The sequence below is a fragment of the Enterococcus sp. 125944 genome (assembly GCF_051909435.1).
Taxonomy (GTDB): Bacteria; Bacillota; Bacilli; order Lactobacillales; family Enterococcaceae; genus Enterococcus_D; species Enterococcus_D gallinarum.
The window spans coordinates 485582-506809 of record NZ_JBQASY010000001.1; the positions used below are offsets into that span (position 1 = coordinate 485582).

Annotated in this window: 17 protein-coding genes, 13 tRNA genes, 1 rRNA gene and 1 pseudogene; 7 read left to right on the forward strand and 25 right to left on the reverse strand. The window is 41.5% G+C overall.

Annotation, left to right across the window (positions count from 1 at the left end; translation table 11 throughout):
* Positions 1–153 precede the first annotated feature (153 nt).
* The 5 genes from vanC1 (at position 154) to vanS (ending at position 5706) form a co-directional block, all read left to right on the forward strand.
* On the forward strand, positions 154–1185 hold the full coding sequence (gene vanC1, locus ACTFWY_RS02430) for a D-alanine--D-serine ligase VanC1 (protein WP_063856645.1): 1032 nt from the start codon (positions 154–156) through the stop codon (positions 1183–1185).
* Positions 1182–1754 (forward strand): D-Ala-D-Ala dipeptidase/D-Ala-D-Ala carboxypeptidase VanXY-C, encoded by a 573-nt coding sequence (locus ACTFWY_RS02435; RefSeq protein WP_003126779.1) that lies wholly within the window; start codon positions 1182–1184, stop codon positions 1752–1754. Before vanC1 ends, ACTFWY_RS02435 begins: the two co-directional genes overlap by 4 nt.
* Positions 1751–3847, forward strand: coding sequence for a membrane-bound serine racemase VanT (vanT, locus tag ACTFWY_RS02440; RefSeq protein ID WP_311810727.1), 2097 nt, complete (start codon positions 1751–1753; stop codon positions 3845–3847). The genes ACTFWY_RS02435 and vanT overlap by 4 nt, the downstream gene beginning before the upstream one ends.
* Before the next feature lie 88 nt (positions 3848–3935).
* The gene (gene vanR-C / locus ACTFWY_RS02445) at positions 3936–4631 is read left to right on the forward strand and encodes a vancomycin resistance response regulator transcription factor VanR-C (protein ID WP_003126775.1); all 696 of its coding nucleotides are present in this window, start codon (positions 3936–3938) and stop codon (positions 4629–4631) included.
* The gene (vanS, locus tag ACTFWY_RS02450) at positions 4621–5706 is read left to right on the forward strand and encodes a vancomycin resistance histidine kinase VanS (RefSeq protein WP_311810728.1); all 1086 of its coding nucleotides are present in this window, start codon (positions 4621–4623) and stop codon (positions 5704–5706) included. Before vanR-C ends, vanS begins: the two co-directional genes overlap by 11 nt.
* Positions 5707–5946: 240 nt before the next feature.
* Here vanS and ACTFWY_RS02455 read toward each other — a convergent pair whose 3' ends face one another.
* From ACTFWY_RS02455 to arcA, 10 genes are all read right to left on the reverse strand, one after another.
* Positions 5947–6591: a V-type ATP synthase subunit D gene (locus tag ACTFWY_RS02455; protein ID WP_029487033.1), complete on the reverse strand. Its 645-nt coding sequence runs from the start codon at positions 6589–6591 to the stop codon at positions 5947–5949.
* Positions 6582–7979, reverse strand: coding sequence for a V-type ATP synthase subunit B (locus ACTFWY_RS02460; RefSeq protein ID WP_003126771.1), 1398 nt, complete (start codon positions 7977–7979; stop codon positions 6582–6584). Before ACTFWY_RS02460 ends, ACTFWY_RS02455 begins: the two co-directional genes overlap by 10 nt.
* Positions 7979–9754 carry a V-type ATP synthase subunit A gene (locus ACTFWY_RS02465; RefSeq protein ID WP_423121534.1) on the reverse strand — a complete coding sequence of 592 codons (1776 nt, stop codon included), beginning with the start codon at positions 9752–9754 and terminating at the stop codon, positions 7979–7981. The genes ACTFWY_RS02460 and ACTFWY_RS02465 overlap by 1 nt, the downstream gene beginning before the upstream one ends.
* A 31-nt stretch (positions 9755–9785) precedes the next feature.
* Complete coding sequence (locus ACTFWY_RS02470; protein WP_005472140.1) at positions 9786–10100, reverse strand: V-type ATP synthase subunit F; 315 nt, start codon at positions 10098–10100, stop codon at positions 9786–9788.
* The gene (locus tag ACTFWY_RS02475) at positions 10093–11094 is read right to left on the reverse strand and encodes a V-type ATP synthase subunit C (protein ID WP_081131801.1); all 1002 of its coding nucleotides are present in this window, start codon (positions 11092–11094) and stop codon (positions 10093–10095) included. Before ACTFWY_RS02475 ends, ACTFWY_RS02470 begins: the two co-directional genes overlap by 8 nt.
* 12 nt (positions 11095–11106) lie before the next feature.
* Positions 11107–11697 carry a V-type ATP synthase subunit E gene (locus ACTFWY_RS02480; protein WP_439927159.1) on the reverse strand — a complete coding sequence of 197 codons (591 nt, stop codon included), beginning with the start codon at positions 11695–11697 and terminating at the stop codon, positions 11107–11109.
* Between the two features lie 13 nt (positions 11698–11710).
* A complete protein-coding gene (locus ACTFWY_RS02485) occupies positions 11711–12184 on the reverse strand; it encodes a V-type ATP synthase subunit K (RefSeq protein ID WP_003126765.1) in 474 nt (157 codons plus the stop codon).
* Positions 12168–14162, reverse strand: coding sequence for a V-type ATP synthase subunit I (locus ACTFWY_RS02490; RefSeq protein ID WP_041118997.1), 1995 nt, complete (start codon positions 14160–14162; stop codon positions 12168–12170). The genes ACTFWY_RS02485 and ACTFWY_RS02490 overlap by 17 nt, the downstream gene beginning before the upstream one ends.
* On the reverse strand, positions 14163–14474 hold the full coding sequence (locus tag ACTFWY_RS02495) for a hypothetical protein (protein WP_003126763.1): 312 nt from the start codon (positions 14472–14474) through the stop codon (positions 14163–14165).
* A gap of 370 nt (positions 14475–14844) precedes the next feature.
* The gene (gene arcA / locus ACTFWY_RS02500; protein WP_171918031.1) at positions 14845–16068 is read right to left on the reverse strand and encodes an arginine deiminase; all 1224 of its coding nucleotides are present in this window, start codon (positions 16066–16068) and stop codon (positions 14845–14847) included.
* 380 nt (positions 16069–16448) lie between these two features.
* On the opposite strand from arcA, the pseudogene ACTFWY_RS02505 reads away from it, so the two are divergent.
* Together ACTFWY_RS02505 and ACTFWY_RS02510 are read left to right on the forward strand one after the other, a co-directional pair.
* A pseudogene (locus ACTFWY_RS02505) lies at positions 16449–18085 on the forward strand (beta-galactosidase); the annotation flags it as partial.
* Between the two features lie 99 nt (positions 18086–18184).
* Positions 18185–18364 carry a Beta-galactosidase C-terminal domain gene (locus ACTFWY_RS02510; protein WP_229078489.1) on the forward strand — a complete coding sequence of 60 codons (180 nt, stop codon included), beginning with the start codon at positions 18185–18187 and terminating at the stop codon, positions 18362–18364.
* Between the two features lie 278 nt (positions 18365–18642).
* Here ACTFWY_RS02510 and ACTFWY_RS02515 read toward each other — a convergent pair whose 3' ends face one another.
* The 15 genes from ACTFWY_RS02515 to rrf all read right to left on the reverse strand — a co-directional run bounded on the left by ACTFWY_RS02515 (position 18643) and on the right by rrf (position 21098).
* Complete coding sequence (locus tag ACTFWY_RS02515) at positions 18643–19404, reverse strand: (S)-acetoin forming diacetyl reductase (protein WP_005472124.1); 762 nt, start codon at positions 19402–19404, stop codon at positions 18643–18645.
* 225 nt (positions 19405–19629) lie between these two features.
* Positions 19630–19713, reverse strand: a tRNA-Leu gene (locus ACTFWY_RS02520).
* Positions 19714–19839: 126 nt separating this feature from the next.
* Positions 19840–19923 (reverse strand) — tRNA-Leu (locus ACTFWY_RS02525).
* A 26-nt stretch (positions 19924–19949) separates the two neighbouring features.
* A tRNA-Cys gene (locus ACTFWY_RS02530) sits at positions 19950–20020 on the reverse strand.
* Positions 20021–20059: 39 nt separating this feature from the next.
* Positions 20060–20131 (reverse strand) — tRNA-Gln (locus ACTFWY_RS02535).
* 10 nt (positions 20132–20141) lie between these two features.
* Positions 20142–20214 (reverse strand) — tRNA-His (locus ACTFWY_RS02540).
* 29 nt (positions 20215–20243) lie between these two features.
* Positions 20244–20317 (reverse strand) — tRNA-Trp (locus tag ACTFWY_RS02545).
* A 6-nt stretch (positions 20318–20323) separates the two neighbouring features.
* A tRNA-Tyr gene (locus ACTFWY_RS02550) sits at positions 20324–20404 on the reverse strand.
* Position 20405: 1 nt separating this feature from the next.
* Positions 20406–20481, reverse strand: a tRNA-Phe gene (locus ACTFWY_RS02555).
* Between the two features lie 34 nt (positions 20482–20515).
* Positions 20516–20589: transfer RNA gene (locus tag ACTFWY_RS02560), tRNA-Asp, on the reverse strand.
* A 4-nt stretch (positions 20590–20593) separates the two neighbouring features.
* A tRNA-Val gene (locus ACTFWY_RS02565) sits at positions 20594–20666 on the reverse strand.
* Between the two features lie 20 nt (positions 20667–20686).
* A tRNA-Glu gene (locus ACTFWY_RS02570) sits at positions 20687–20758 on the reverse strand.
* A gap of 10 nt (positions 20759–20768) precedes the next feature.
* Positions 20769–20857: transfer RNA gene (locus ACTFWY_RS02575), tRNA-Ser, on the reverse strand.
* A 43-nt stretch (positions 20858–20900) separates the two neighbouring features.
* Positions 20901–20974: transfer RNA gene (locus ACTFWY_RS02580), tRNA-Asn, on the reverse strand.
* 8 nt (positions 20975–20982) lie between these two features.
* A 5S ribosomal RNA gene (rrf, locus tag ACTFWY_RS02585) occupies positions 20983–21098 on the reverse strand.
* Positions 21099–21228 lie beyond the last annotated feature (130 nt).

Here is a 21228-nt window from a genome sequence, read left to right on the forward strand (position 1 = left end):
GCTTCCCCAGCTTTCTTAAAGCCCTTTGTCATAAAATCGTTAGATTTTCATCATAAAAATACGAGAAAGACAACAGGAAGACCGCAAATTTTCTTTTCTTTTCCTAGGTACACTGAATGTAACCTTAAAAGAAAAAAGGAAAGGAAGAAAATGATGAAAAAAATTGCCGTTTTATTTGGAGGGAATTCTCCAGAATACTCAGTGTCACTAGCCTCAGCAGCAAGTGTGATCCAAGCTATTGACCCGCTGAAATATGAAGTAATGACCATTGGCATCGCGCCAACAATGGATTGGTATTTGTATCAAGGAAACCTCGCGAATGTTCGCAATGATACTTGGCTAGAAGATCACAAAAACTGTCACCAGCTGACTTTTTCTAGCCAAGGATTTATATTAGGAGAAAAACGAATCGTCCCTGATGTCCTCTTTCCAGTCTTGCATGGGAAGTATGGCGAGGATGGCTGTATTCAAGGACTGCTTGAACTAATGAACCTGCCTTATGTTGGTTGCCATGTCGCTGCCTCCGCATTATGTATGAACAAATGGCTCTTGCATCAACTTGCTGATACCATGGGAATCGCTAGTGCTCCCACTTTGCTTTTATCCCGCTATGAAAACGATCCTGCCACAATCGATCGTTTTATTCAAGACCATGGATTCCCGATCTTTATCAAGCCGAATGAAGCCGGTTCTTCAAAAGGGATCACAAAAGTAACTGACAAAACAGCGCTCCAATCTGCATTAACGACTGCTTTTGCTTACGGTTCTACTGTGTTGATCCAAAAGGCGATAGCGGGTATTGAAATTGGCTGCGGCATCTTAGGAAATGAGCAATTGACGATTGGTGCTTGTGATGCGATTTCTCTTGTCGACGGTTTTTTTGATTTTGAAGAGAAATACCAATTAATCAGCGCCACGATCACTGTCCCAGCACCATTGCCTCTCGCGCTTGAATCACAGATCAAGGAGCAGGCACAGCTGCTTTATCGAAACTTGGGTTTGACGGGTCTGGCTCGAATCGATTTTTTCGTCACCAATCAAGGAGCGATCTATTTAAACGAAATCAACACCATGCCGGGATTTACTGGGCACTCCCGCTACCCAGCTATGATGGCGGAAGTCGGGTTATCCTACGAAATATTAGTAGAGCAATTGATTGCGCTGGCAGAGGAGGACAAACGATGAACACATTACAATTGATCAATAAAAACCATCCATTGAAAAAAAATCAAGAGCCCCCGCACTTAGTGCTAGCTCCTTTTAGCGATCACGACGTTTACCTGCAGCCAGAAGTGGCAAAACAATGGGAACGACTCGTGCGAGCAACCGGACTAGAAAAGGACATTCGTCTGGTAGATGGGTATCGTACGGAAAAAGAACAGCGACGCTTGTGGGAGTATTCTCTAAAAGAAAACGGGTTAGCTTATACCAAACAATTCGTTGCTTTGCCAGGTTGCAGTGAACATCAAATCGGTCTGGCCATTGATGTAGGACTAAAGAAACAAGAAGATGATGATCTTATCTGCCCTCATTTTCGAGATAGTGCTGCTGCTGATTTATTTATGCAGCAGATGATGAATTATGGCTTTATTCTACGCTATCCGGAAGATAAACAAGAGATCACCGGTATCAGTTATGAACCTTGGCATTTTCGTTATGTCGGGCTTCCCCATAGCCAAGTCATCACTGCCCAAAAATGGACTCTGGAAGAATACCATGATTACTTGGCTCAGACAGTGAGGCAGTTCGCATGAAAAATAAAGGAATCGATCAATTTCGTGTGATTGCAGCCATGATGGTGGTTGCGATCCATTGTCTTCCCCTTCACTATTTATGGCCAGAAGGCGATATCCTAATCACATTGACGATTTTTCGAGTAGCTGTTCCTTTCTTTTTTATGATCAGTGGTTACTATGTGTTTGCAGAACTTGCTGTGGCCAATAGTTATCCTTCGCGACAACGAGTGTTCAACTTTATCAAAAAACAGCTAAAAGTCTATCTATTAGCCACACTAATGTTTTTACCATTAGCACTCTATAGTCAAACGATCGGCTTCGATCTACCAGTTGGAACATTAGTACAAGCACTTTTGGTCAATGGCATTCTTTATCATCTTTGGTACTTTCCGGCTTTGATTACTGGGAGCCTGCTCCTAACAAGTTTGCTGATACATGTCTCCTTCAAAAAAGTGTTCTGGCTTGCGGCTGGATTGTACCTGATTGGATTAGGTGGTGATAGTTGGTTTGGACTGATCCAACAGACACCAATCGAACCATTCTATACTGCTGTGTTCCACCTATTAGATGGTACCCGCAACGGTATTTTCTTTACACCATTGTTTTTGTGCTTAGGTGTGCTGGTCAGAAAACAATCAGAGAAAAGAAGTTTATCCAAAACAGCTCTCTTCTTTTTGATCAGTCTTATCGGATTGCTTATTGAGAGTGCGTACTTGCATGGGTTTTCTATACCTAAACATGACAGTATGTATCTCTTCTTGCCTGTTGTACTCTTTTTCTTATTTCCACTGATCTTGCGCTGGCATCCCCACAGGACTTGGAAGCATCCGGGACAGCTATCTTTGTGGCTTTACCTTTTGCATCCTTATACAATTGCCGGCACACACTTTTTGAGCCAAAAAATCAGCATTCTGCAAAACAATCTAATCAACTATTTGGTTGTTTTGATCTTGACGATTGGATTCATTTGCCTCTTTTTAAGACAACAACACTCATGGTTTAGACACAAACAAACAACGCCCGTTAAAAGGGCCGTAAAAGAATTCTCAAAGACAGCCCTTTTGCATAATCTACAGGAGATCCAGCGGATCATCTCACCGAAAACAAAAGTGATGGCAGTCGTTAAAGCCGATGCCTACGGCTGTGGTGCCAAGGAAGTTGCTCCTGTTTTAGAACAAGCCGGAATTGATTTTTTTGCGGTGGCTACGATTGATGAAGGTATTCAATTGCGGAAAAATGCTGTCAAAAGCCCCATCTTGGTCTTGGGATATACCTCTCCAAAACGCATAAAAGAACTTCGTCGCTACTCATTGACCCAATCGATCATCAGTGAAGGTCATGCTGTAGCATTGTCACAAAGAAAAGTAGCGATTGACTGTCATTTAGCCATCGATACTGGGATGCATCGGTTAGGTGTAACACCGACTATCGATTCGATTCTTTCGATTTTCGATTTGCCCTTCTTGACGATCAGTGGTGTTTATTCTCATCTTGGTTCGGCAGATCGCTTAAATCCTGATAGTATGATTCGCACTCAGAAGCAGATTGCCTGCTTCGATCAGATTCTCTTAGAACTGGATCAGAGACAGATTTCTTATGGTATCACACACTTACAAAGCAGTTATGGTATTTTGAATTATCCAGACTTAAACTATGATTATGTGCGTCCGGGGATTTTATTGACAGGATCCCTCAGTGATAAGAACGAGCCTACAAAACAACGAGTAAGCTTACAGCCTATTCTGACCCTCAAAGCACAGTTGATCACTAAGCGAGTCGTTGCCAAAGGGGAAGCGATCGGTTATGGGCAAACCGCCATCGCGAATCAAGAAACAACTGTTGGTGTTGTGAGCATCGGCTATTGTGACGGACTGCCCCGTTCTCTATCAAATCAAGAGTTTTGTCTTTCCTATCGCGGTCAGTCCTTGCCGCAGATCGGCTTGATCTGCATGGATATGCTTTTGATAGACTTGAGCTATTGTCCTACGATCCCAATTGAAAGTGAAATTGAAATTCTGACAGATTGGAGCGATACTGCCGAGCAAGTACAAACTATAACCAATGAGTTGATTTGTCGGATCGGTCCACGAGTCAGTGCTAGGATCAAATAGAAAACGATGCATAAGTTTACCAGGTAAGGTATGATGGGGGTATGGAAACGTGAGAATCCGAAACTATGTTTAGGTGGAGTGAAAGAGTATGTCAGAAAAAATAGTCGTTGTTGATGATGAAAAAGAAATTGCGGACTTAGTCACGACCTTTTTGCAAAACGAAGGATTTAGTGTGCAGCCGTTTTATGATGGTACTAGTGCCATCGCCTATATTGAAAAAGAAGCCATTGATTTGGCCGTTTTAGATGTCATGTTGCCGGACATTGATGGTTTTCAACTGTTACAGCAGATCCGCAAGACCCATTTTTTCCCAGTGTTGATGCTGACTGCCAAGGGAGAGGATCTAGACAAAATCACTGGATTGAGTTTGGGAGCGGATGACTATGTCACCAAACCTTTTAATCCTTTAGAAGTTGTGGCTCGGGTAAAAACCCAATTGCGGCGCTACCAGCGATACAATCATTCCACTGCTTCTCCAACAGTAGAAGAATATGAAAAAGACGGCTTGATACTCAAAATCAACAGTCATCAATGCATTCTCTACGGCAAAGAAGTTTTCCTGACTCCCATTGAGTTCAAAATATTGCTTTATTTATTTGAGCACCAAGGATCCGTCGTCTCTTCCGAAACACTTTTCGAAGCGGTTTGGAAAGAAAAATATTTAGATAACAATAATACTGTCATGGCACACATTGCTCGTTTAAGAGAAAAATTGCATGAAGAACCTCGTAAACCTAAATTAATCAAAACCGTATGGGGGGTCGGCTATATCATTGAAAAATAGAAATCCTTTGATCCGAAAGCTCTTGACCCAATACTTCGTCACCACTGGAATCTTGCTGGCATTCCTTTTAATGATTCCATTAGTCATTCGCTTTATTGCCGGAACCCGGACTTGGTATGGAACGGAACCTATCTACTATATTTTACGTTTTTTTGCGGATCGCTGGTTGTTTTGTGTTGCGATAGGCGCTTTACTGATATGGTTTGGTACCACCATTTACTATATGACCAAAGCCATCGGTTATTTGAATGAAACGATCCAAGCCACGACTCAACTGATAGAAGAACCAACCAAACGCATCACTTTGTCGAGCCATCTGATTGATGTTCAAGAGGAAATGAATCAACTGCGGGAGAAAAGTCTGCAAGATCAACGTGCCGCTAAAGAAGCGGAACAGCGGAAAAATGATTTGATCGTTTATCTCGCCCATGATTTGCGGACGCCTCTGACAAGTGTCATAGGTTATCTGACTCTTCTAAAAGAAGAACCACAATTATCCAATGCGATGCGGAATCGTTACACGGAGATTGCTTTACAAAAAGCCCAACGGCTGGAACTATTGATCAGTGAATTCTTCGAGATCACACGCTTCAATTTGACCACGATCGTTTTGCAGACAGAAACGACTGATTTAAGTTTAATGCTTGAACAGCTGACCTTTGAGTTTTTACCTCTCTTGGAAGAAAAGAATCTAAATTGGCAACTCAACTTACAAAAAAATGTTCTTGCAACAGTAGACACCGAAAAAATAGCTCGTGTCTTTGATAATCTCATTCGCAATGCCATCAACTACAGCTATCCAGATTCGTCTTTACTTCTTGAATTGGTCGAATCAGACAGTATTCACATTCGTCTGACGAATCGTGGAAAAACAATTCCAGAAGAGATGATCGGACGTCTCTTTGAACCTTTCTATCGCATGGATTCTTCCCGAGCTACAGCCACAGGCGGAACTGGTCTTGGTCTTCCGATTGCAAAAGAGATTCTGTTAGCATCTGGCGGGGATATCTCGGCAGAAAGCAAAGACGAAACCATCATTTTTAACGTTCGCTTGCCAAAACCTGCCAACAGCTGACGTCTCTTGATTTAAAAAATCTCTAGTATCAACTTTCATATAAAAAACTGTGATATCACTCTTTCAACAAACGAATAACACAAACACGGCAGCTATTTTCAGATTTATACTGAAAATAGCTGCCGTAAGCTTATGTTGTTCCCAAAGAAAAAATAAACCAGTTTTACTGACTTCTCAACTAAAAAATCTTTCTGTTTATGACAGAAAATAGTTGAAAAAAAGGGTGAATTCTCATTGCGTCTAGCGCGTTTCATTTTCGGCAATGATATCCGTCACTTTCATCAAGCGTGTCAATGTTGCTCGTTCATCCTCTGCTAAGTTGCTCTCAATGTATTGGATGGTTTCTGTCAACTTCGGAATTGTCATGTATTCTAGTGCATTGACTCGCCGACGAGTCCGTTCGATTTCATTTGCCATCAGCTGACAAGTTTTTTCAATTTCAGCTAATTGCAGCATGACTGGCAAAATCTGATCCAGATGGGACAGAGAAAGATCCAACTCACTTGTCGTACTAACAAAACCATATGAAAAATCATCATCCGAACTTTCTTCTTCATAAACAGGATTGAGTACCGGTACCTCCATGTTCATCACCGTGCGGCTTTGAACATCTAACGTCACTTTGTTCAAAGGAATCATAAAAGCTTCTTGCAAGATCACATCAGGAATACTACTAGATGCCAAAACATACTCTTCCATTCCAGCTTGTAACGCTGATTCCATTTGTTGGCGCAATTTTTGATTTTTTTTGACTAACTGAATAAATTGGCGAACCAACTCATCTTGTTTATCTTTCAATAACTTATGCCCCCGAGTTGCCGTCGTCAAGCGTTTGCGAAGCCGACTCAATTCCATCCGAGTCGGATTGACATTCATTATTGCCATGAAGGATTCACATCCTCCCCAGTAGGAAGATAGGCTTCAATAAATTCTTCTTTGATTCGGCTCAATTCTTGCTTCGGTAATGTAGCGAGCAATTTCCAGCCAATGTCCAATGTTTCTTCAATCGTTCGGTTGGTATCAAATCCCTGATTTACGTATTCTTTTTCAAAAAGATCCGCAAAACGAGCAAATTTCTTATCAATATCTGAAAGTGCGGATTCCCCTAATACGATCGACAGTTCTTTGGCAGCCTTCCCATCAGAATATGCCGCGTAGATTTGGTTCATCGTCGCCGCATGATCCCGCCGAGTCTTGCCTTCTCCGGTTCCTTTATCTTTCAGTCGGGACAAACTAGGTAGAATATCCACTGGCGGATTGATGTTTCTCTTGTAAAGATCACGGGAAAGGATAATCTGTCCCTCCGTGATATAGCCGGTCAGATCGGGTATTGGGTGGGTCTTATCTCCATCCGGCATCGTCAAGATCGGAATTTGAGTGACGGATCCTTCTTTATCCATCAAACGTCCTGCCCGTTCATAAAGAGTCGCTAAGTTGGTGTACAAATAACCAGGGTAACCGCGTCTGCCAGGAACTTCTCGGCGAGCAGCTGAAATTTCCCGCAACGCTTCACAATAGTTTGTCATGTCGGTCATGATAACTAATACATGCATTCCTTTTTCAAAAGCTAAGTACTCGGCTGCTGTTAATGCCATTTTCGGTGTAGCAATCCGCTCAATGGCTGGATCATTGGCTAAGTTCATGAACAATACCGAGCGATCCAATGCACCGGTTTTGCGAAACTCTTCTACAAAGAATTCAGCTTCTTCGAAAGGAATGCCGATCGCCGCAAAAACGATGGCAAAGTTACCTTCTTGACTTGGCACAGTCGCTTGACGGGCGATCTGTGCTGCAATTTCCTTATGAGGCAATCCTGACGCAGAAAAGATCGGCAGTTTTTGACCACGGACCAACGTATTCAAGTGATCGATCGTTGAGATCCCCGTTTGAATGAACTCATCTGGAAAATCTCTGGCCATTGGATTGATGGCTTCGCCATTGACGTCAATTCGTTTTTCTGGAATGATCTGCGGTCCATCATCTTTAGGCTTACCTAGTCCATCAAAGACACGCCCCATCATATCTGGCGATACACCAAGCGTTAAACCCGTTCCTAAAAAGCGGGCTTTACTCTCTTCTGCACTCAGGTTACTAGTGCCTTCAAAAACCTGTACAACGGCATAATCATCGCTGACTTCTAAAACCTGCCCTTGACGAACCTCGCCACTGTCCATTCGCACTTGGACAAGTTCGTCAAATTTGACGCCTTTGACATTTTCTACCACCATCAAAGGACCAGCGATTTCCGAGACTGTTCGATATTCTTTTAGCATTAATGAATTCCTCCAGTCTCTACGATTTTTTGTAATAATGCTTTCGTGTCCTGCTTGATTGCATCTAAACGTGTTAGTTCTTCTTCAGGAATATATTTACTGCGGGCAATCCGTTCTCGCAGATCGGTGGTACCTTTGGTTATATCATCCAGATACGCCCCTAGCTGCAAGGCCCGTTTTGCTTGTTCATCAAAATATAAAATATTTTCTAGCATTTTAAATTGCTTATTTCTTGACGTATAGGTATCCACGTCATCAAAAGCATTCTGCTGCAGATAATCTTGACGTAAAGAACGAGCCGTCATCATCGTCAAACGATCTTTCTGAGAGAGAGAATCCATTCCCACTAGCTGAACGATCTCTTCTAAGCGGCTTTCTTCTTGCAAGATCGCCATTGCTTCATTGACCATCTCCGACCAGCGAGGTCCCATCAACTGATCTAAATAAGAATTGATTTGATCTTCATACAAAGAATAGGAGTTCAGCCAATTAATAGAAGGAAAATGCCGCTTTTGTGCCAACATACTGTCTAATGCCCAGAAAACTTTCACGATCCGCAACGTGTTTTGAGTAACTGGTTCTGAGATATCCCCTCCAGCTGGCGAAACAGCACCAATAGCTGTAATACTGCCCTCTCGAGGCTCCGATCCCAACGAACGGAACCGACCAGCACGCTCATAGTATTCCGCGATCCGGCTGCCTAAATAGGCTGGATATCCTTCATCTCCAGGAATTTCTTGTAAACGACCGCTCATTTCTCGTAATGCTTCGGCCCATCGTGAAGTCGAATCTGCCATGATCGCTACACTGTATCCCATATCCCGATAATATTCAGCAATAGTGATTCCTGTATAGATCGAAGCTTCACGAGCTGCAACTGGCATATTTGAAGTATTGGCAATCAAAACGGTTCGTTCCATGATCGATTCACCCGTGTGAGGATCGATCAATTCTGGAAATTCATTGATAACATCTTTCATTTCATTGCCGCGTTCGCCACAACCAACATACACAACGATGTCGACATCCGACCATTTCGCGATTTGATGCTGAACAACGGTTTTTCCTGCACCAAAAGGTCCCGGCACAGCTGCCGATCCACCTTTAGCTACCGGAAAGAAGGTATCGATCACCCGTTGACCAGTGACTAATGGTTCACCCGGATTTAACTTTGCTGCAGTCGGTCTAGGCTTACGGACAGGCCATTTTTGCATCATAGTCAAGCGCTGTTCGCCTTCTGCCGTTTCTAAAAGACAAATCGGTTCAGTAATAGCATAATTACCTACCATGATTTCCTTTACAGTGCCTTTCACACCTGGCGGAACCATCACTTTGTGTTCAATGGCTGTTGTTTCTTGAACAAGTCCTAGAATGTCTCCAGCATGTACGTTGTCCCCTACTTTTACTTGCGGCATGAACGTCCATTTTTTTTGACGATTTAGCGGGTCAATGGTCACCCCCCGTTCCAAAAAATCACTCTCTGTTTGATTCATAAAGGTATCTAATGGACGTTGAATACCATCAAACATTTCTGTCAACAAGCCAGGGGCTAATTCAACCGATAACGGAGCCCCTGTTGATTCAACGGGTTCGCCCGGTCCAATTCCTGCTGTTTCTTCATATACCTGGATCGACACGAGACCTTTCTTGATCTCGATGATTTCTCCAATCAAGCCTTTTTCACTGACTTTACAGATTTCATGGATCTTAGCTCCTGATAAACCTGAGGCCGTGACCAAGGGACCAGATACTTTTTCTATTGTGCCAAATGCCACATGCATTCCTCCTAGTTGCCGTACTTCTCTTTTAAGAATCTAATATATTCATTCCAACAGCTTTCTCGACATTCTGCTGGATCCGTGCCATTCCGATCCCTAGACTCCCTGTACTGCTGGGGATGGGGATGATGGCTGGCGTGGGTAGTTCTTCGTATTGTCGAATGATTGACTCCAACTGTTCAATCAATCGCTCGGTCAAGAAGATCACCCCATAGTCTTCTGCCATTTCCTGCAGCTGTTGTGCGGCTTCTTCAAGATCATCTACAGGATAGATATCAATTCCTAGGCCTTTGAAGGGCAAAATTGAGTTTTTGCCACCCATCATTGCTATTTTTTTATTCATACGTATCACGCACCCGACTTCTTAATATCTCTTCCGGTACTTTATTGATTTTTCCAATCAAAATAATCCGTAAATTTTTACTTTCGATTTCTTTTGCATACAAGTAACCGATCATCGCAGCTGGACCGAATGGTACGATTTTTTGTTCTTTCAATTTTGCCATCAAAAAGTTATCTTTTCGCAGATCAAACGTATTGAGGGTCTTCTTCTCAAGCAGTTCTTCATAGCTGTGATTAATCAAATGTTTGTAAGGTGTATTTTGCAGATACTGGACAAAAACTTCCAAAGACGTCGTGATTGCTTCCAACAGCTCTTTTGCAGGGAGAGTCCCATTATCTGCTAGAACAGCGCTGATAAAGCCTCGATGACGCTTCATGGCGTAACTACGTAGTGCTGTCGAAATATTAAAAATATCTACTTGCCGTTGAATGATCCCTTGTAAAAACGGATCATCATATCGCTTACCGATTGACCAAAGATGTTCCCAAAAATGATTGTCAAAAATGATATCTACGGATTGAATCTCATGATAATTTTCGATATAGGAAAATACTTCATCGATACAAGCAATCATTGGCTTCTCTGCGTGTGCACTTTTTCTTGTGTTGACCAAATCTTTCAATTCATTTAAAGGCATGGTTCCGATCGGTACCAAAAATTCAGAAAAGTCTTGTTTCATGAATTTAGCTTTTACTAACACCTTCAGATTTTGATAATCATAGCGAAGGGCAAAATAATCCACCACAGAACGATCAGGTGTTAGCTGATACAAGTTTTCATATACTCTTTTTAATTCTGCGGTCAATACTTGTTCAAAATCATGGACTCGATCTTCTTCATTGATAAAATCACCATAAACGGTTTCTCGCAAAAGAGCATAAACTTCTTCGGCACTGTTGGCAGAAAGCATACGTTCATAACGGCTGCGACTGATCAATTCCGCTTCATAGGTTCGTATTCGTGTATTCAGCGTGTTGTATTTGATATCTTCCATTTTTACACCCGCTTACTGTTCAAAAATCAATTGCAGTAATGTATGGCTCAACTCTTCTTTGCTGGCATCCAACAACGCATCAAACGTAAAGTTCAGCTCAATATCGCCTTGGCGCAGTAAAAATCCGCCTTTTCGCGGCAAAACTTGTTTTGCAACTGTTAGTCGACATTCAGGAATCGTTTGTTGAATCTCTTTCAATGAACCTTCTGTCAGCAGATGCGCACTTTTTTCTCCCAATACCAATTCAACTTCACCAAAAACCTGTGCTTCTTGTACTCCTTTTGTGACGAATGCTTGAAAATCAGCGGCTTCCATTTGGTTCAAGCGCTCAAGTGCCTCACTAAACAATTCTTCCAAAACGGATTGTTTCGCGGCAAGCACTTTATTGCGAGACTGAATGTGAATATCGGAAATCTGCAAATACATTTCTACCCGTTTTTCTTTTTCAAATTGGGCCAAACGATCAGAAAGTTGTTCTTCTAGTTGAGAACGTTTGAGACGCTCCTGTTTTTCAATTTCTACTTGTGCATCATTAAGGACCAACTGATACTTCTTTTCAGCATCTGCTGTGATTTTTTCGGTTAATCGCGTAATATCAGACATCTTTCTCCCCCTCTTAATTTAAAACTAGCAAGAAGGAAATAACGAAACCTAAGATACAATACGTTTCCATCATCGCTACATAAATGATCCCTTTTGTTACGTGCTCCGGTTTCTTGGCTAAAATCTGCATAGCGGCACTTGCAGCACGTCCTTGCCATCTTCCGGCAACGATTGCTGTCAACGCAATAGGTAAAGAAGCGATAAATAGGTACATTCCTCTATCAAGGGAGATCGTTCCGCTCATTTGACCAAAAATCATGAATGATATAACGAAACCGTATAGTCCTTGGGTACTTGACAACAGTTCCAAGATCAAGGCCTGTCCAAATTTTTCTGGTTGCTCTGCAGTCAATCCTGCAGCGGCTTCACTGGTCATACCGACCCCGATCGTTGAGCCGATCCCACCACAAATTGTCGCTGTAGCTACACCTAATGCGGCAAAAACTAACCCGCCATTTTCATAAAAGAAACTAATCCAATTTTCCATTCTTTTCCTCCTGCATTTTCTCTTCTGAGATAACCTCTACGTATTTTTCATCGGTTTTGAAAGGTACAAATGCTCGTCCCCCACCGGTGAAAAATTTTCCGAAATATTCTAAATACTGTAAACGAATACCATGAACATACGCACTTAAATAGCTTAAAAAGATATTTAATGCATGCAGCGCCACAAAAAGCAAAATACCGACTGTGAAACGCGCAGCTATTGGTAAATAACTGATGATCAAATTGAATGCGGATGCGATACTGCCCCCTGCGACTCCTAACGCCATGAGTCGTGTGAAGCTGATCATATCCCCTACGTAATTCGTAACATCCATTAATCCATATAGTCCTGAGCCGATTTTACCAGCTAGTGTTTTGCCTTCTAAACTACCGCCAAATACAACTGCCACTAAGCTAGCGATAATCATGATCAAACCAATGGTTTGTAAAGGCGAATCAGGCAACAGCAACATTCCTGCTGCCAATAGAACAACACTGATCAAAAAGACCATCCAAGATCCAGCCTGAAAAATAGCCTGTAGCTTCTGATCTTTTCGTTTCCAAAGGACATAAAACTTCAAAGCTAATCCAAACATGATTTGGATATATCCGAAAATGATCGACAAGACCAAAATCTGATTGACATCTTCTTGGGCTGATAACAATTGGAATGACAATTCAAAGCCAAAGAAATTACCATAAATCAAGCCCCAAATAATCGTGGGAATCGAACAAAGCTGAAACAGCGTCAAATTTTGTTCCAATCCTTTACTTAAATGAAAGAATTTTTTGCCCAAGAATGTTGCCAAAAACAGTAATAATCCATAGCCAAAATCTGCAACCATCATTCCAAATGCAACCATATAAAATGGCGCCATAAACGGTGTAGGATCTAATTCATCATACTGGGGCAAACTATACATCCGCACTAACCCTTCAAAGGGTTGTATCCACCGCGAATTATTCAACAAAATCGGAACATCCTCGATTTCTTGTTCTTTCACTTGTTGGTATTCAAGATAAAAAGCATCTTTGCTGGCCTGTTGGATCCTTTTCTCCAGTTCTGCTGCTTGCTCAACAGGGATCCAGCCTGAAATAGCTACGGCATGAGCCGAACGAAGCAACTTTTCATTACTCTGAGCTCGTTTGATCGCGCCATCTAAATACTCTGCTACGAGACGCAATTGTCCCTGCTCTTCGCTCATTGCACGTAAGGAGTGTTTGATTGTTTTTTCTTCCTCAATCAATGCGTGGGATTTTTCTTTTACATGTTGCAGGTCATCTTTTGGCAGACCTGAATAGGGATAGGTATACTGCTCGAATGCAGTCTTTTTTAAAAGGGAACTTACTTTATCTTTAACATCTTTATGGAAAAGAACGAATAAGTATGTAGTCGTTTGTGATTGATAAACTGTTTCAAAATAAACGAGGGGCAGTTTTTCGCACCCCTTTGTGAAAGCCGCAAATTCTGAATTTGGGAGCGAACCTAATAGGCCACCTGATTTTTTTAATTCATTCAAAATCTGAGGACGGTCTTCAAAGTATTTCCATCTATTCAGTTCTGCTTCTTGAGCCAAAAGCTCTCGTTTTTCTTGTTCGATCAATCGTAAACGTTTGTCTTGTTTTCGAAGTGTTTGACAAACTTCTTGCCAAGGATAAGTATGAGCGGCTTGCGCTAATTCGTGAAGTGTGTAGCGCTTGATTGGTTGCCGAAGTTTTTCCAGCATTCCTTTTTTTGGAACATATTCCTCTAATAATTGCAGGCCCCAATTTACTTGATCAAATTGGTTTTCTACTTCTTCAGTCTGTTTCTGTTCATCACGAACGGGTGTTAACACGCCTGTGGTTTCCTCTGACTCGTAATACATTTCAGAAGAAAGCAATTCGACAACTTGAAAGTCTTGCAACTGCTGTAAAACGGCATCTTTTTGTTCGTAAAAGGTCAACAGGCTGAATTTTTGCATTTTTGCAATCGCCATCTATGTCACAACCTTATTTATTATTATTGCCAATGCTTGTTCTTTCAACTCAGCTGAAATCGTGCGCAATGTCTCAACTTCCTCTTTTGTTTTTGCCACAAGGGGTTGTTTTGATTGCTCAAATTCCGTTGCAACTTTTTCTTCAATCATTCGTTGTGCTTCACGTTCTTTTTGTACCAATTCTTTCTGGAATGCTGAAATTCTTGTTTGACTTTCATGGATCAGTTGTTTTTTTTCAGCTTCCGCTTTCGTGTTTTTTTGTTCTGCAAACTCTTCTGCTTCTTGCAGCAAACGAATGGCATCTACAGACATTCTCTCACCTACTTTCTACTTTTTTTCGCGAAAAAAAACCATTACGAATCAAGCGATCGCTGTTCGTATGGTGTTAAAATTTAATAAGTGTCATCTACTCACACTTACCCGCGTCACTAATATAACCGTAACATATATTTTGTAGTATAACAAGGTTTCATCTGTTTTTTTATAATCATTACATATAAAATTTAAATTTTTTGCACAATTTCACGAAAAGTAATCCCTTTCATTATAATGGAGGTTTTTTAATCAAATAAAAAAAAGATGAAAGAAAAATGACTTCCTCTCATCTTTTTTAAACGTTCTAATTTGTGATGCCACCTGTTTTTTGCTGATAAAAAAACACTTAAATCAGCTAGTCATTCTATCAATCAGCTGTACGAATAAACGGCATGCTCATGCAGCGGGGGCCGCCACGGCCCCTTACTAATTCACTACCTGGAATTTGATGTAATTTAATACCGGCCTCTGCTAAAAGTTGGTTCGTAATAGTATTCCGGTCATAGACGATCACTTCGCCAGGCGCGATGGCTAATGTGTTTGATCCATCGTTCCATTGCTCTCTGGCAGCTGCCGTGATATCGTCGCCGCCACAACGAATCAACTCGACTGCCGGCAAGTCCAAATAACGGCATAAAATGTGATCTAACGTATCTTTTTCTTCAACTACTTTGATTTCTTGTCCTTGCTTTGTAATAGAGAACAAGGTTAGTTCACCTTCTATTTCAGGGTGAATCGTAAACTTGTCTTTATCAATCATGGTAAAGACTGTGTCCAGATGCATAAATTTCCGTTCAGAACCAATATCAAATGCTAAAATATGTTCAAATGACGGTTCCATTGAAAAAATGTTTTCAGCAATTTTTTCGATAGAGTGCACTTCTGTACGCTGAGAAATACCGATCGCTAATACATGCTGGGACAAAACAAGCTGATCCCCACCTTCGATACGTGCAGGTTCTTCTCGATCATACAAGAAATTGACCGATGGCTTGGCGAACTGCGGATGGTGCTTGAAAATGTACTGTCCATAAAGCGTTTCTCTTCGACGAGTTTCCGAAAACATCCGGTTAAGAGAAATGCTATGTCCTATAATAGCAAACGGATCTCTTGTAAAATAAAGGTTTGGCATCGGATCAATAATAAATGGATAATCATTTTCCCGCATTGCTGACAAACTTGCAGTCTTCGATATGGAAAGATCCTGTTTTTTTAACCCCGCCATCGTTTGATCAATAAACGCTCGTTCGTCTTTAATCGAAAGAAAATAGTCTCTGACTTCATTTAATACATCTTGATCTTGAATTTTCGTCTCTTGCAAATAATCATCCAAGAAAGCTTCCTTACACCCTGAAAGCTGTAATGTTTCAGCAGCCAGGTCTTCTAAATAAACCACTTCACAGCCATTCTCCACTAAAACTTTTGCAAAAAAATCATGTTCTTGTTGGGCTTGTGCCAAAAATGGAATATCGTCAAATAACAAGTCTTCTAAATAATCCGGCATCAAGTTTTCAAGTTCTGCACCAGGACGATGGAGCATCACCCGTTTTAACGGTTCAATTTCTGAAAATATTTGTATAGGTTTTGACATATCCAACCATTCCTTTCGCTCATTTCAAAAATGCTGAAGATGTGCATAAATATAAAAGAACATCTAATAATAATACATCTTCATTAAGAATTGAGTGTTATCAATTATATTTAATTGTAGGTTGAAAATAAAAAAACAGCAAGTAATATGGTTCTCGTGTATTGAGATCGGTTTGAACATTTTACAGATATTTGTATTATTTCATGCACCTTTTTTGCTAACGCTTTCAGCTTTTACGTTTTTTGTTATGATTGAAACAAATATGTCTTACTACGAGAAAGGAAGTTTAACAGATGGTTGATCAAAAACAAATTTATTACGGCGCAGATTACAATCCTGAACAGTGGTCACAAGAAACGATAAAGGAAGACATGCGCTTAATGAGAGAAGTTGGAGTCAATTATGTCAGCATCAATATTTTTGGTTGGGTAAACATTCAACCAAATGAATCAACATTTGATTTCACTTTTTTGGATTGGCTGATGGATCTCCTTTATGAAAACAATATTGCCATCGATTTAGCCAATGGAACAGCTTCGCCCCCTGCATGGTTAGTCAAAAAATATCCTGAAATGATGCCGATGACCATTCATGGCAATCGGTTGGTACATGGTTCTCGCCAACACTATTGCCCGACTTCACCGATTTATCGGGAATATGCCCGTCGGCTCAGTGAAGCTGTTGCCAAACGATACAGCCAACATCCGGGAGTTGTGATGTGGCATATCAATAATGAATATACTTGTCACATCCATGAATGTTATTGCCCGAACTGTCGTGCCAGTTTCCAAAATTGGCTAGAAAAAAATACCAAACAATTGAAGCATTGAATACGGCTTGGTCAACAAAATTTTGGAGCCAAACCTATCAAGAATGGGATGAGATTTTCCTACCAGAAGAAATGCCGACTTTTAAGAATCCTTGTCAACAGCTTGATTATCGTCGCTTCATTTCTGATATGAATCTGGAAATTTATCAGATCGAGAAAAAGGCAATTCAAACATTCTCGTCAAACATCCCATTCATGACGAATTTGATGGGTCTTCATAAATATGTCGATGGCTTCAAATGGGCTTCTGAAATGGATGTCGTTAGCTGGAATGCCTATCCTAATCCGTTTGAATCTCTGCCCTATCCCCAATTCTTAGCCAATGATCTCATGCGAAGTTTAAAAAAGAAACCTTTTTTGATTATGGAACAAGCCCCAAGTGCGGTCAACTGGCGCCAAGTAAACGGCGTCAAAAAACCCGGTCAAATGCGCTTATGGAGTTATGAGGCACTTGCTCATGGCTCCGATGGCATGATGTTCTTTCAATGGCGCCAATCACAAGGAGGGGCAGAGAAATTCCATAGTGCAATAGTCCCTCATGGTGATCCACACACAAGTCGCACCTTTCGAGAATGTGCTGCTCTGGGAAATGAATTAAAACAGTTGAATGACATCGTTGCCAGCCGGTTTGTTGCCGATATTGCTATCGTATTTGATTGGGAAAATTGGTGGGCCCTTGAGCTAGATGCGAAGCCGAATACCAATATTCGCTATATTCACCAAATGAGGGCGTTATATGCCGCTCTAAGAGCGTTGAACATTGCTGTTGATTTCATTCATCCATCTGAATCACTAGACGGCTATCCCCTTGTGATTGCGTATAATTTGTACTCTGCATCAGAAGGATTCGGCAATAAAGTCAAAGAATTTGTAGCAAATGGTGGAACATTCTTGACAAATTTCTTCAGCGGAATCGTCAACGAAAACGATCAAGTCTATCTTGGCGGCTATCCAGGACTTTTTAAAGAAGTATTGGGAATCACAGTTGAAGAATTTCAGCCTTTAAAACCGGAAATCCAGCAACAAGTGCATTTTAAAAATAAATTTTATGAAAATCGTCGGTGGGAAGAACTGATCCATTTACAAGGCGCTATCCCATTGGCTACCTTCACGAGTGATTTCCTTAAAGATTCACCAGCCATCACTAAACATCGGTTTGGCAAAGGACTGGCTTATTATTTAGGAACCGAGTTAGACCAAGATGGGTTGACCGACTTATTGAACGACATTTTTAGTGATGCAAAACTAAAAAAAGTTGCTGAGAGGTATTTGCAAGAAAACAGCGAGTTGTCTGTCACTGTTCGACAAGGACCAACCCATATCTTCTTATTCCTACTTAATCATACAAACGATTCACAACAAGTACAATTTCTATCGGAAGGTACAGCATTATTATCAAAAAGAAAAGTTTGTGAACTCACCCTCGCCCCCATGGAAGTTGAAATCATCAAATTTGCCAAGGGCTAAAGAATTGCTTTATCTTTTGTTCTATTCTTTGTGATAACTCCATTCTTAGACTTTTTCGATCGTTCCTTCGTATACAGATGAATGACCCGATTAGAATCTATCTAATCGGGTCATTCATTCGATGATTTGCATGAAACAGCAAATTACATAACTACTATCATTTAGTTTTTCTTACAGTAACAATTGAACAAGAAAATGCCACTATTTTGGTGAGTTTCAATCAACTGAAAACCTGCGGGACTATCCGAACGCCCAATCCTAGATCAACAACTTATTGATTACTGGAACTGCATTCCGCCATCCACAATGATTGTTTGTCCAGTTATATAGTTGGCATCATCACTGGCCAAAAATGAAACGACTGCCGAAACATCTTCGGGTTCAGATAAACGTTTCAATGCGATATCTTTACTAAAAGTTTGCATCCCCCATTCATCATCTTTACCAGCATTAGCACCTACTTGATGCGCAATATCCATCATCATCGGTGTTTTAACAATACCTGGTGCATAAGCATTTACAGTAATACCATAGTCAGCTAAATCTCGCGCAGCGATTTGGGTCATACCACGAACAGCGAACTTTGAGCTACTGTACAACATGAGATTAGGATTACCCACAACACCTGCCTGTGAACAAGCATTGATGATTTTTCCACCATGATTCAACTTTTGAAATGCTTCAGAAGCCGCTTGTGTTCCCCATAATACGCCCCCGGCATTCACGGAATAAACTTTTTCAAACTGTTCTGGAGTAATAGACTCTATCGGTGTAGTCGGTGCTACCCCAGCATTATTTACAATCACTGATAAGTCACCATAGACATCTATTACTTTATCAACTGCTGAAAAAATCTCATCCCGTTTCGAAACATCTGCTTTGATAGCAATCGCATGTTCACCAAGCTCTTTCGCTGCCGCTCTTACAGAGTTTTCATTGTAATCCACCATTGCCACGTCAAAGCCATCTTTGTACAAACGCTTAGCTATGGCAAAGCCAATACCTTGACCAGCACCGGTAACTAATGCAACTTTTTTCATTCATTTCCACTCCTTCTTATGAATACTCTTTACAGTTTTATGTTACTGCTTATGAATACTCTCAGCTAGTGAAAATAAATACGCATTCTAGTAAATTTTCTAAAACAGTAATTCGCAACACTTTTTCTTTTTGCTGATAAAGATCAATCCTTTCAAAATTTAAGAAAGCACACATTTAAATAAAAAAAGCATCAACGTAAGGAATACGTTGATGCTTCATTGTTATACCGACGGCCGGGGTCGAACCGGCACGTCCTTGCGGACACCAGATTTTGAGTCTGGCGCGTCTGCCAATTCCGCCACGTCGGCATGATTGCAGATCACTCAAGTACTTACTAAATTTTAACAGCTTTTTCTATCCAACCAGTTGATCTTCAACCAATATTAGGATAAAAATCGATACATCAATCGTACGAACGAATGATGTATCGATAATACCGACGGCCGGGGTCGAACCGGCACGCCCTCGCGGGCACTGGATTTTGAGTCCAGCGCGTCTGCCAATTCCGCCACGTCGGCATAACGCAAATATTAGTATCGTACTAAGGCGGTAACCGGATTTGAACCGGTGATGAAGGTTTTGCAGACCTCTGCCTTACCACTTGGCTATACCGCCATTATACTATTTCTGCAATTTACAAAAATGTAAATCGAACTGGGGTAGCTGGATTCGAACCAACGCATGACGGAGTCAAAGTCCGTTGCCTTACCGCTTGGCTATACCCCAAAAATGAAAGGGCGAGTGATGGGAATCGAACCCACGAATGCCGGAGCCACAATCCGGTGCGTTAACCACTTCGCCACACCCGCCGTGATAAGAAAACTTTTTAAAATAATAATGGCAGGGGCAGCAGGAATTGAACCCACACTAACGGTTTTGGAGACCGCTGTTCTACCTTTAAACTATGCCCCTATAAAATGGAGGAGAGTGGATTCGAACCACTGAACCCGAAGGAACGGATTTACAGTCCGTCGCGTTTAGCCACTTCGCTACTCCTCCATGGTGGCGCGGGACAGAATCGAACTGCCGACACATGGAGCTTCAATCCATTGCTCTACCAACTGAGCTACCGAGCCAAAATAACATGGTGTATTTACAATAATAATGAAACGGTCTGGACGGGACTCGAACCCGCGACCTCCTGCGTGACAGGCAGGCATTCTAACCAACTGAACTACCAAACCGTAATGGAGGTTAACGGGATCGAACCGCTGACCCTCTGCTTGTAAGGCAGATGCTCTCCCAGCTGAGCTAAACCTCCGGGTGTTCATTAAATTGTAATGATCCGTACGGGATTCGAACCCGTGTTACCGCCGTGAAAGGGCGGTGTCTTAACCACTTGACCAACGGACCAAGATTATAACGGAGAGTAAGGGATTCGAACCCTTGAGACAGCGGTAGCCATCTACATGATTTCCAATCATGCTCCTTCGGCCTCTCGGACAACTCTCCAGCCTAAAAGAAGCTCAATACCCTTTTTTCTCTTGTAAGAGAACTCCGGCAGTAGGACTCGAACCTACGACATCATGATTAACAGTCATGCGCTACTACCAACTGAGCTATGCCGGAATGAAACAGCGTGGCGACGTCCTACTCTCACAAAGGGAAACCCTTCACTACAATCGGCGCTAAGAAGCTTAACTTCTGTGTTCGGCATGGTTACAGGTGTATCCTTCTCGCTATCGCCACCACACTATTCAATTGAGTAAGTGTTGCTCACTCAAAACTGGATCGAAGAATCAAAACTCTTCCGAGTTTCCTTGCTTTTTTCAATCGTGGTTAAGTCCTCGATCGATTAGTATCAGTCCGCTCCAACCATCACT

Coding starts and splice junctions, on each gene's coding strand:
- vanC1 (WP_063856645.1), top strand. CDS start 154: ATGAAAAAAATTGCCGTTTTATTTGGAGGGAATTCTCCAGAATACTCA.
- ACTFWY_RS02435 (WP_003126779.1), top strand. CDS start 1,182: ATGAACACATTACAATTGATCAATAAAAACCATCCATTGAAAAAAAAT.
- vanT (WP_311810727.1), top strand. CDS start 1,751: ATGAAAAATAAAGGAATCGATCAATTTCGTGTGATTGCAGCCATGATG.
- vanR-C (WP_003126775.1), top strand. CDS start 3,936: ATGTCAGAAAAAATAGTCGTTGTTGATGATGAAAAAGAAATTGCGGAC.
- ACTFWY_RS02455 (WP_029487033.1), bottom strand. CDS start 6,591: ATGGCAATAATGAATGTCAATCCGACTCGGATGGAATTGAGTCGGCTT.
- ACTFWY_RS02460 (WP_003126771.1), bottom strand. CDS start 7,979: ATGCTAAAAGAATATCGAACAGTCTCGGAAATCGCTGGTCCTTTGATG.
- ACTFWY_RS02470 (WP_005472140.1), bottom strand. CDS start 10,100: ATGAATAAAAAAATAGCAATGATGGGTGGCAAAAACTCAATTTTGCCC.
- ACTFWY_RS02475 (WP_081131801.1), bottom strand. CDS start 11,094: ATGGAAGATATCAAATACAACACGCTGAATACACGAATACGAACCTAT.
- ACTFWY_RS02480 (WP_439927159.1), bottom strand. CDS start 11,697: ATGTCTGATATTACGCGATTAACCGAAAAAATCACAGCAGATGCTGAA.
- ACTFWY_RS02485 (WP_003126765.1), bottom strand. CDS start 12,184: ATGGAAAATTGGATTAGTTTCTTTTATGAAAATGGCGGGTTAGTTTTT.
- ACTFWY_RS02490 (WP_041118997.1), bottom strand. CDS start 14,162: ATGGCGATTGCAAAAATGCAAAAATTCAGCCTGTTGACCTTTTACGAA.
- ACTFWY_RS02495 (WP_003126763.1), bottom strand. CDS start 14,474: ATGTCTGTAGATGCCATTCGTTTGCTGCAAGAAGCAGAAGAGTTTGCA.
- arcA (WP_171918031.1), bottom strand. CDS start 16,068: ATGTCAAAACCTATACAAATATTTTCAGAAATTGAACCGTTAAAACGG.
- ACTFWY_RS02515 (WP_005472124.1), bottom strand. CDS start 19,404: ATGAAAAAAGTTGCATTAGTTACCGGTGCTGGTCAAGGTATTGGCTTT.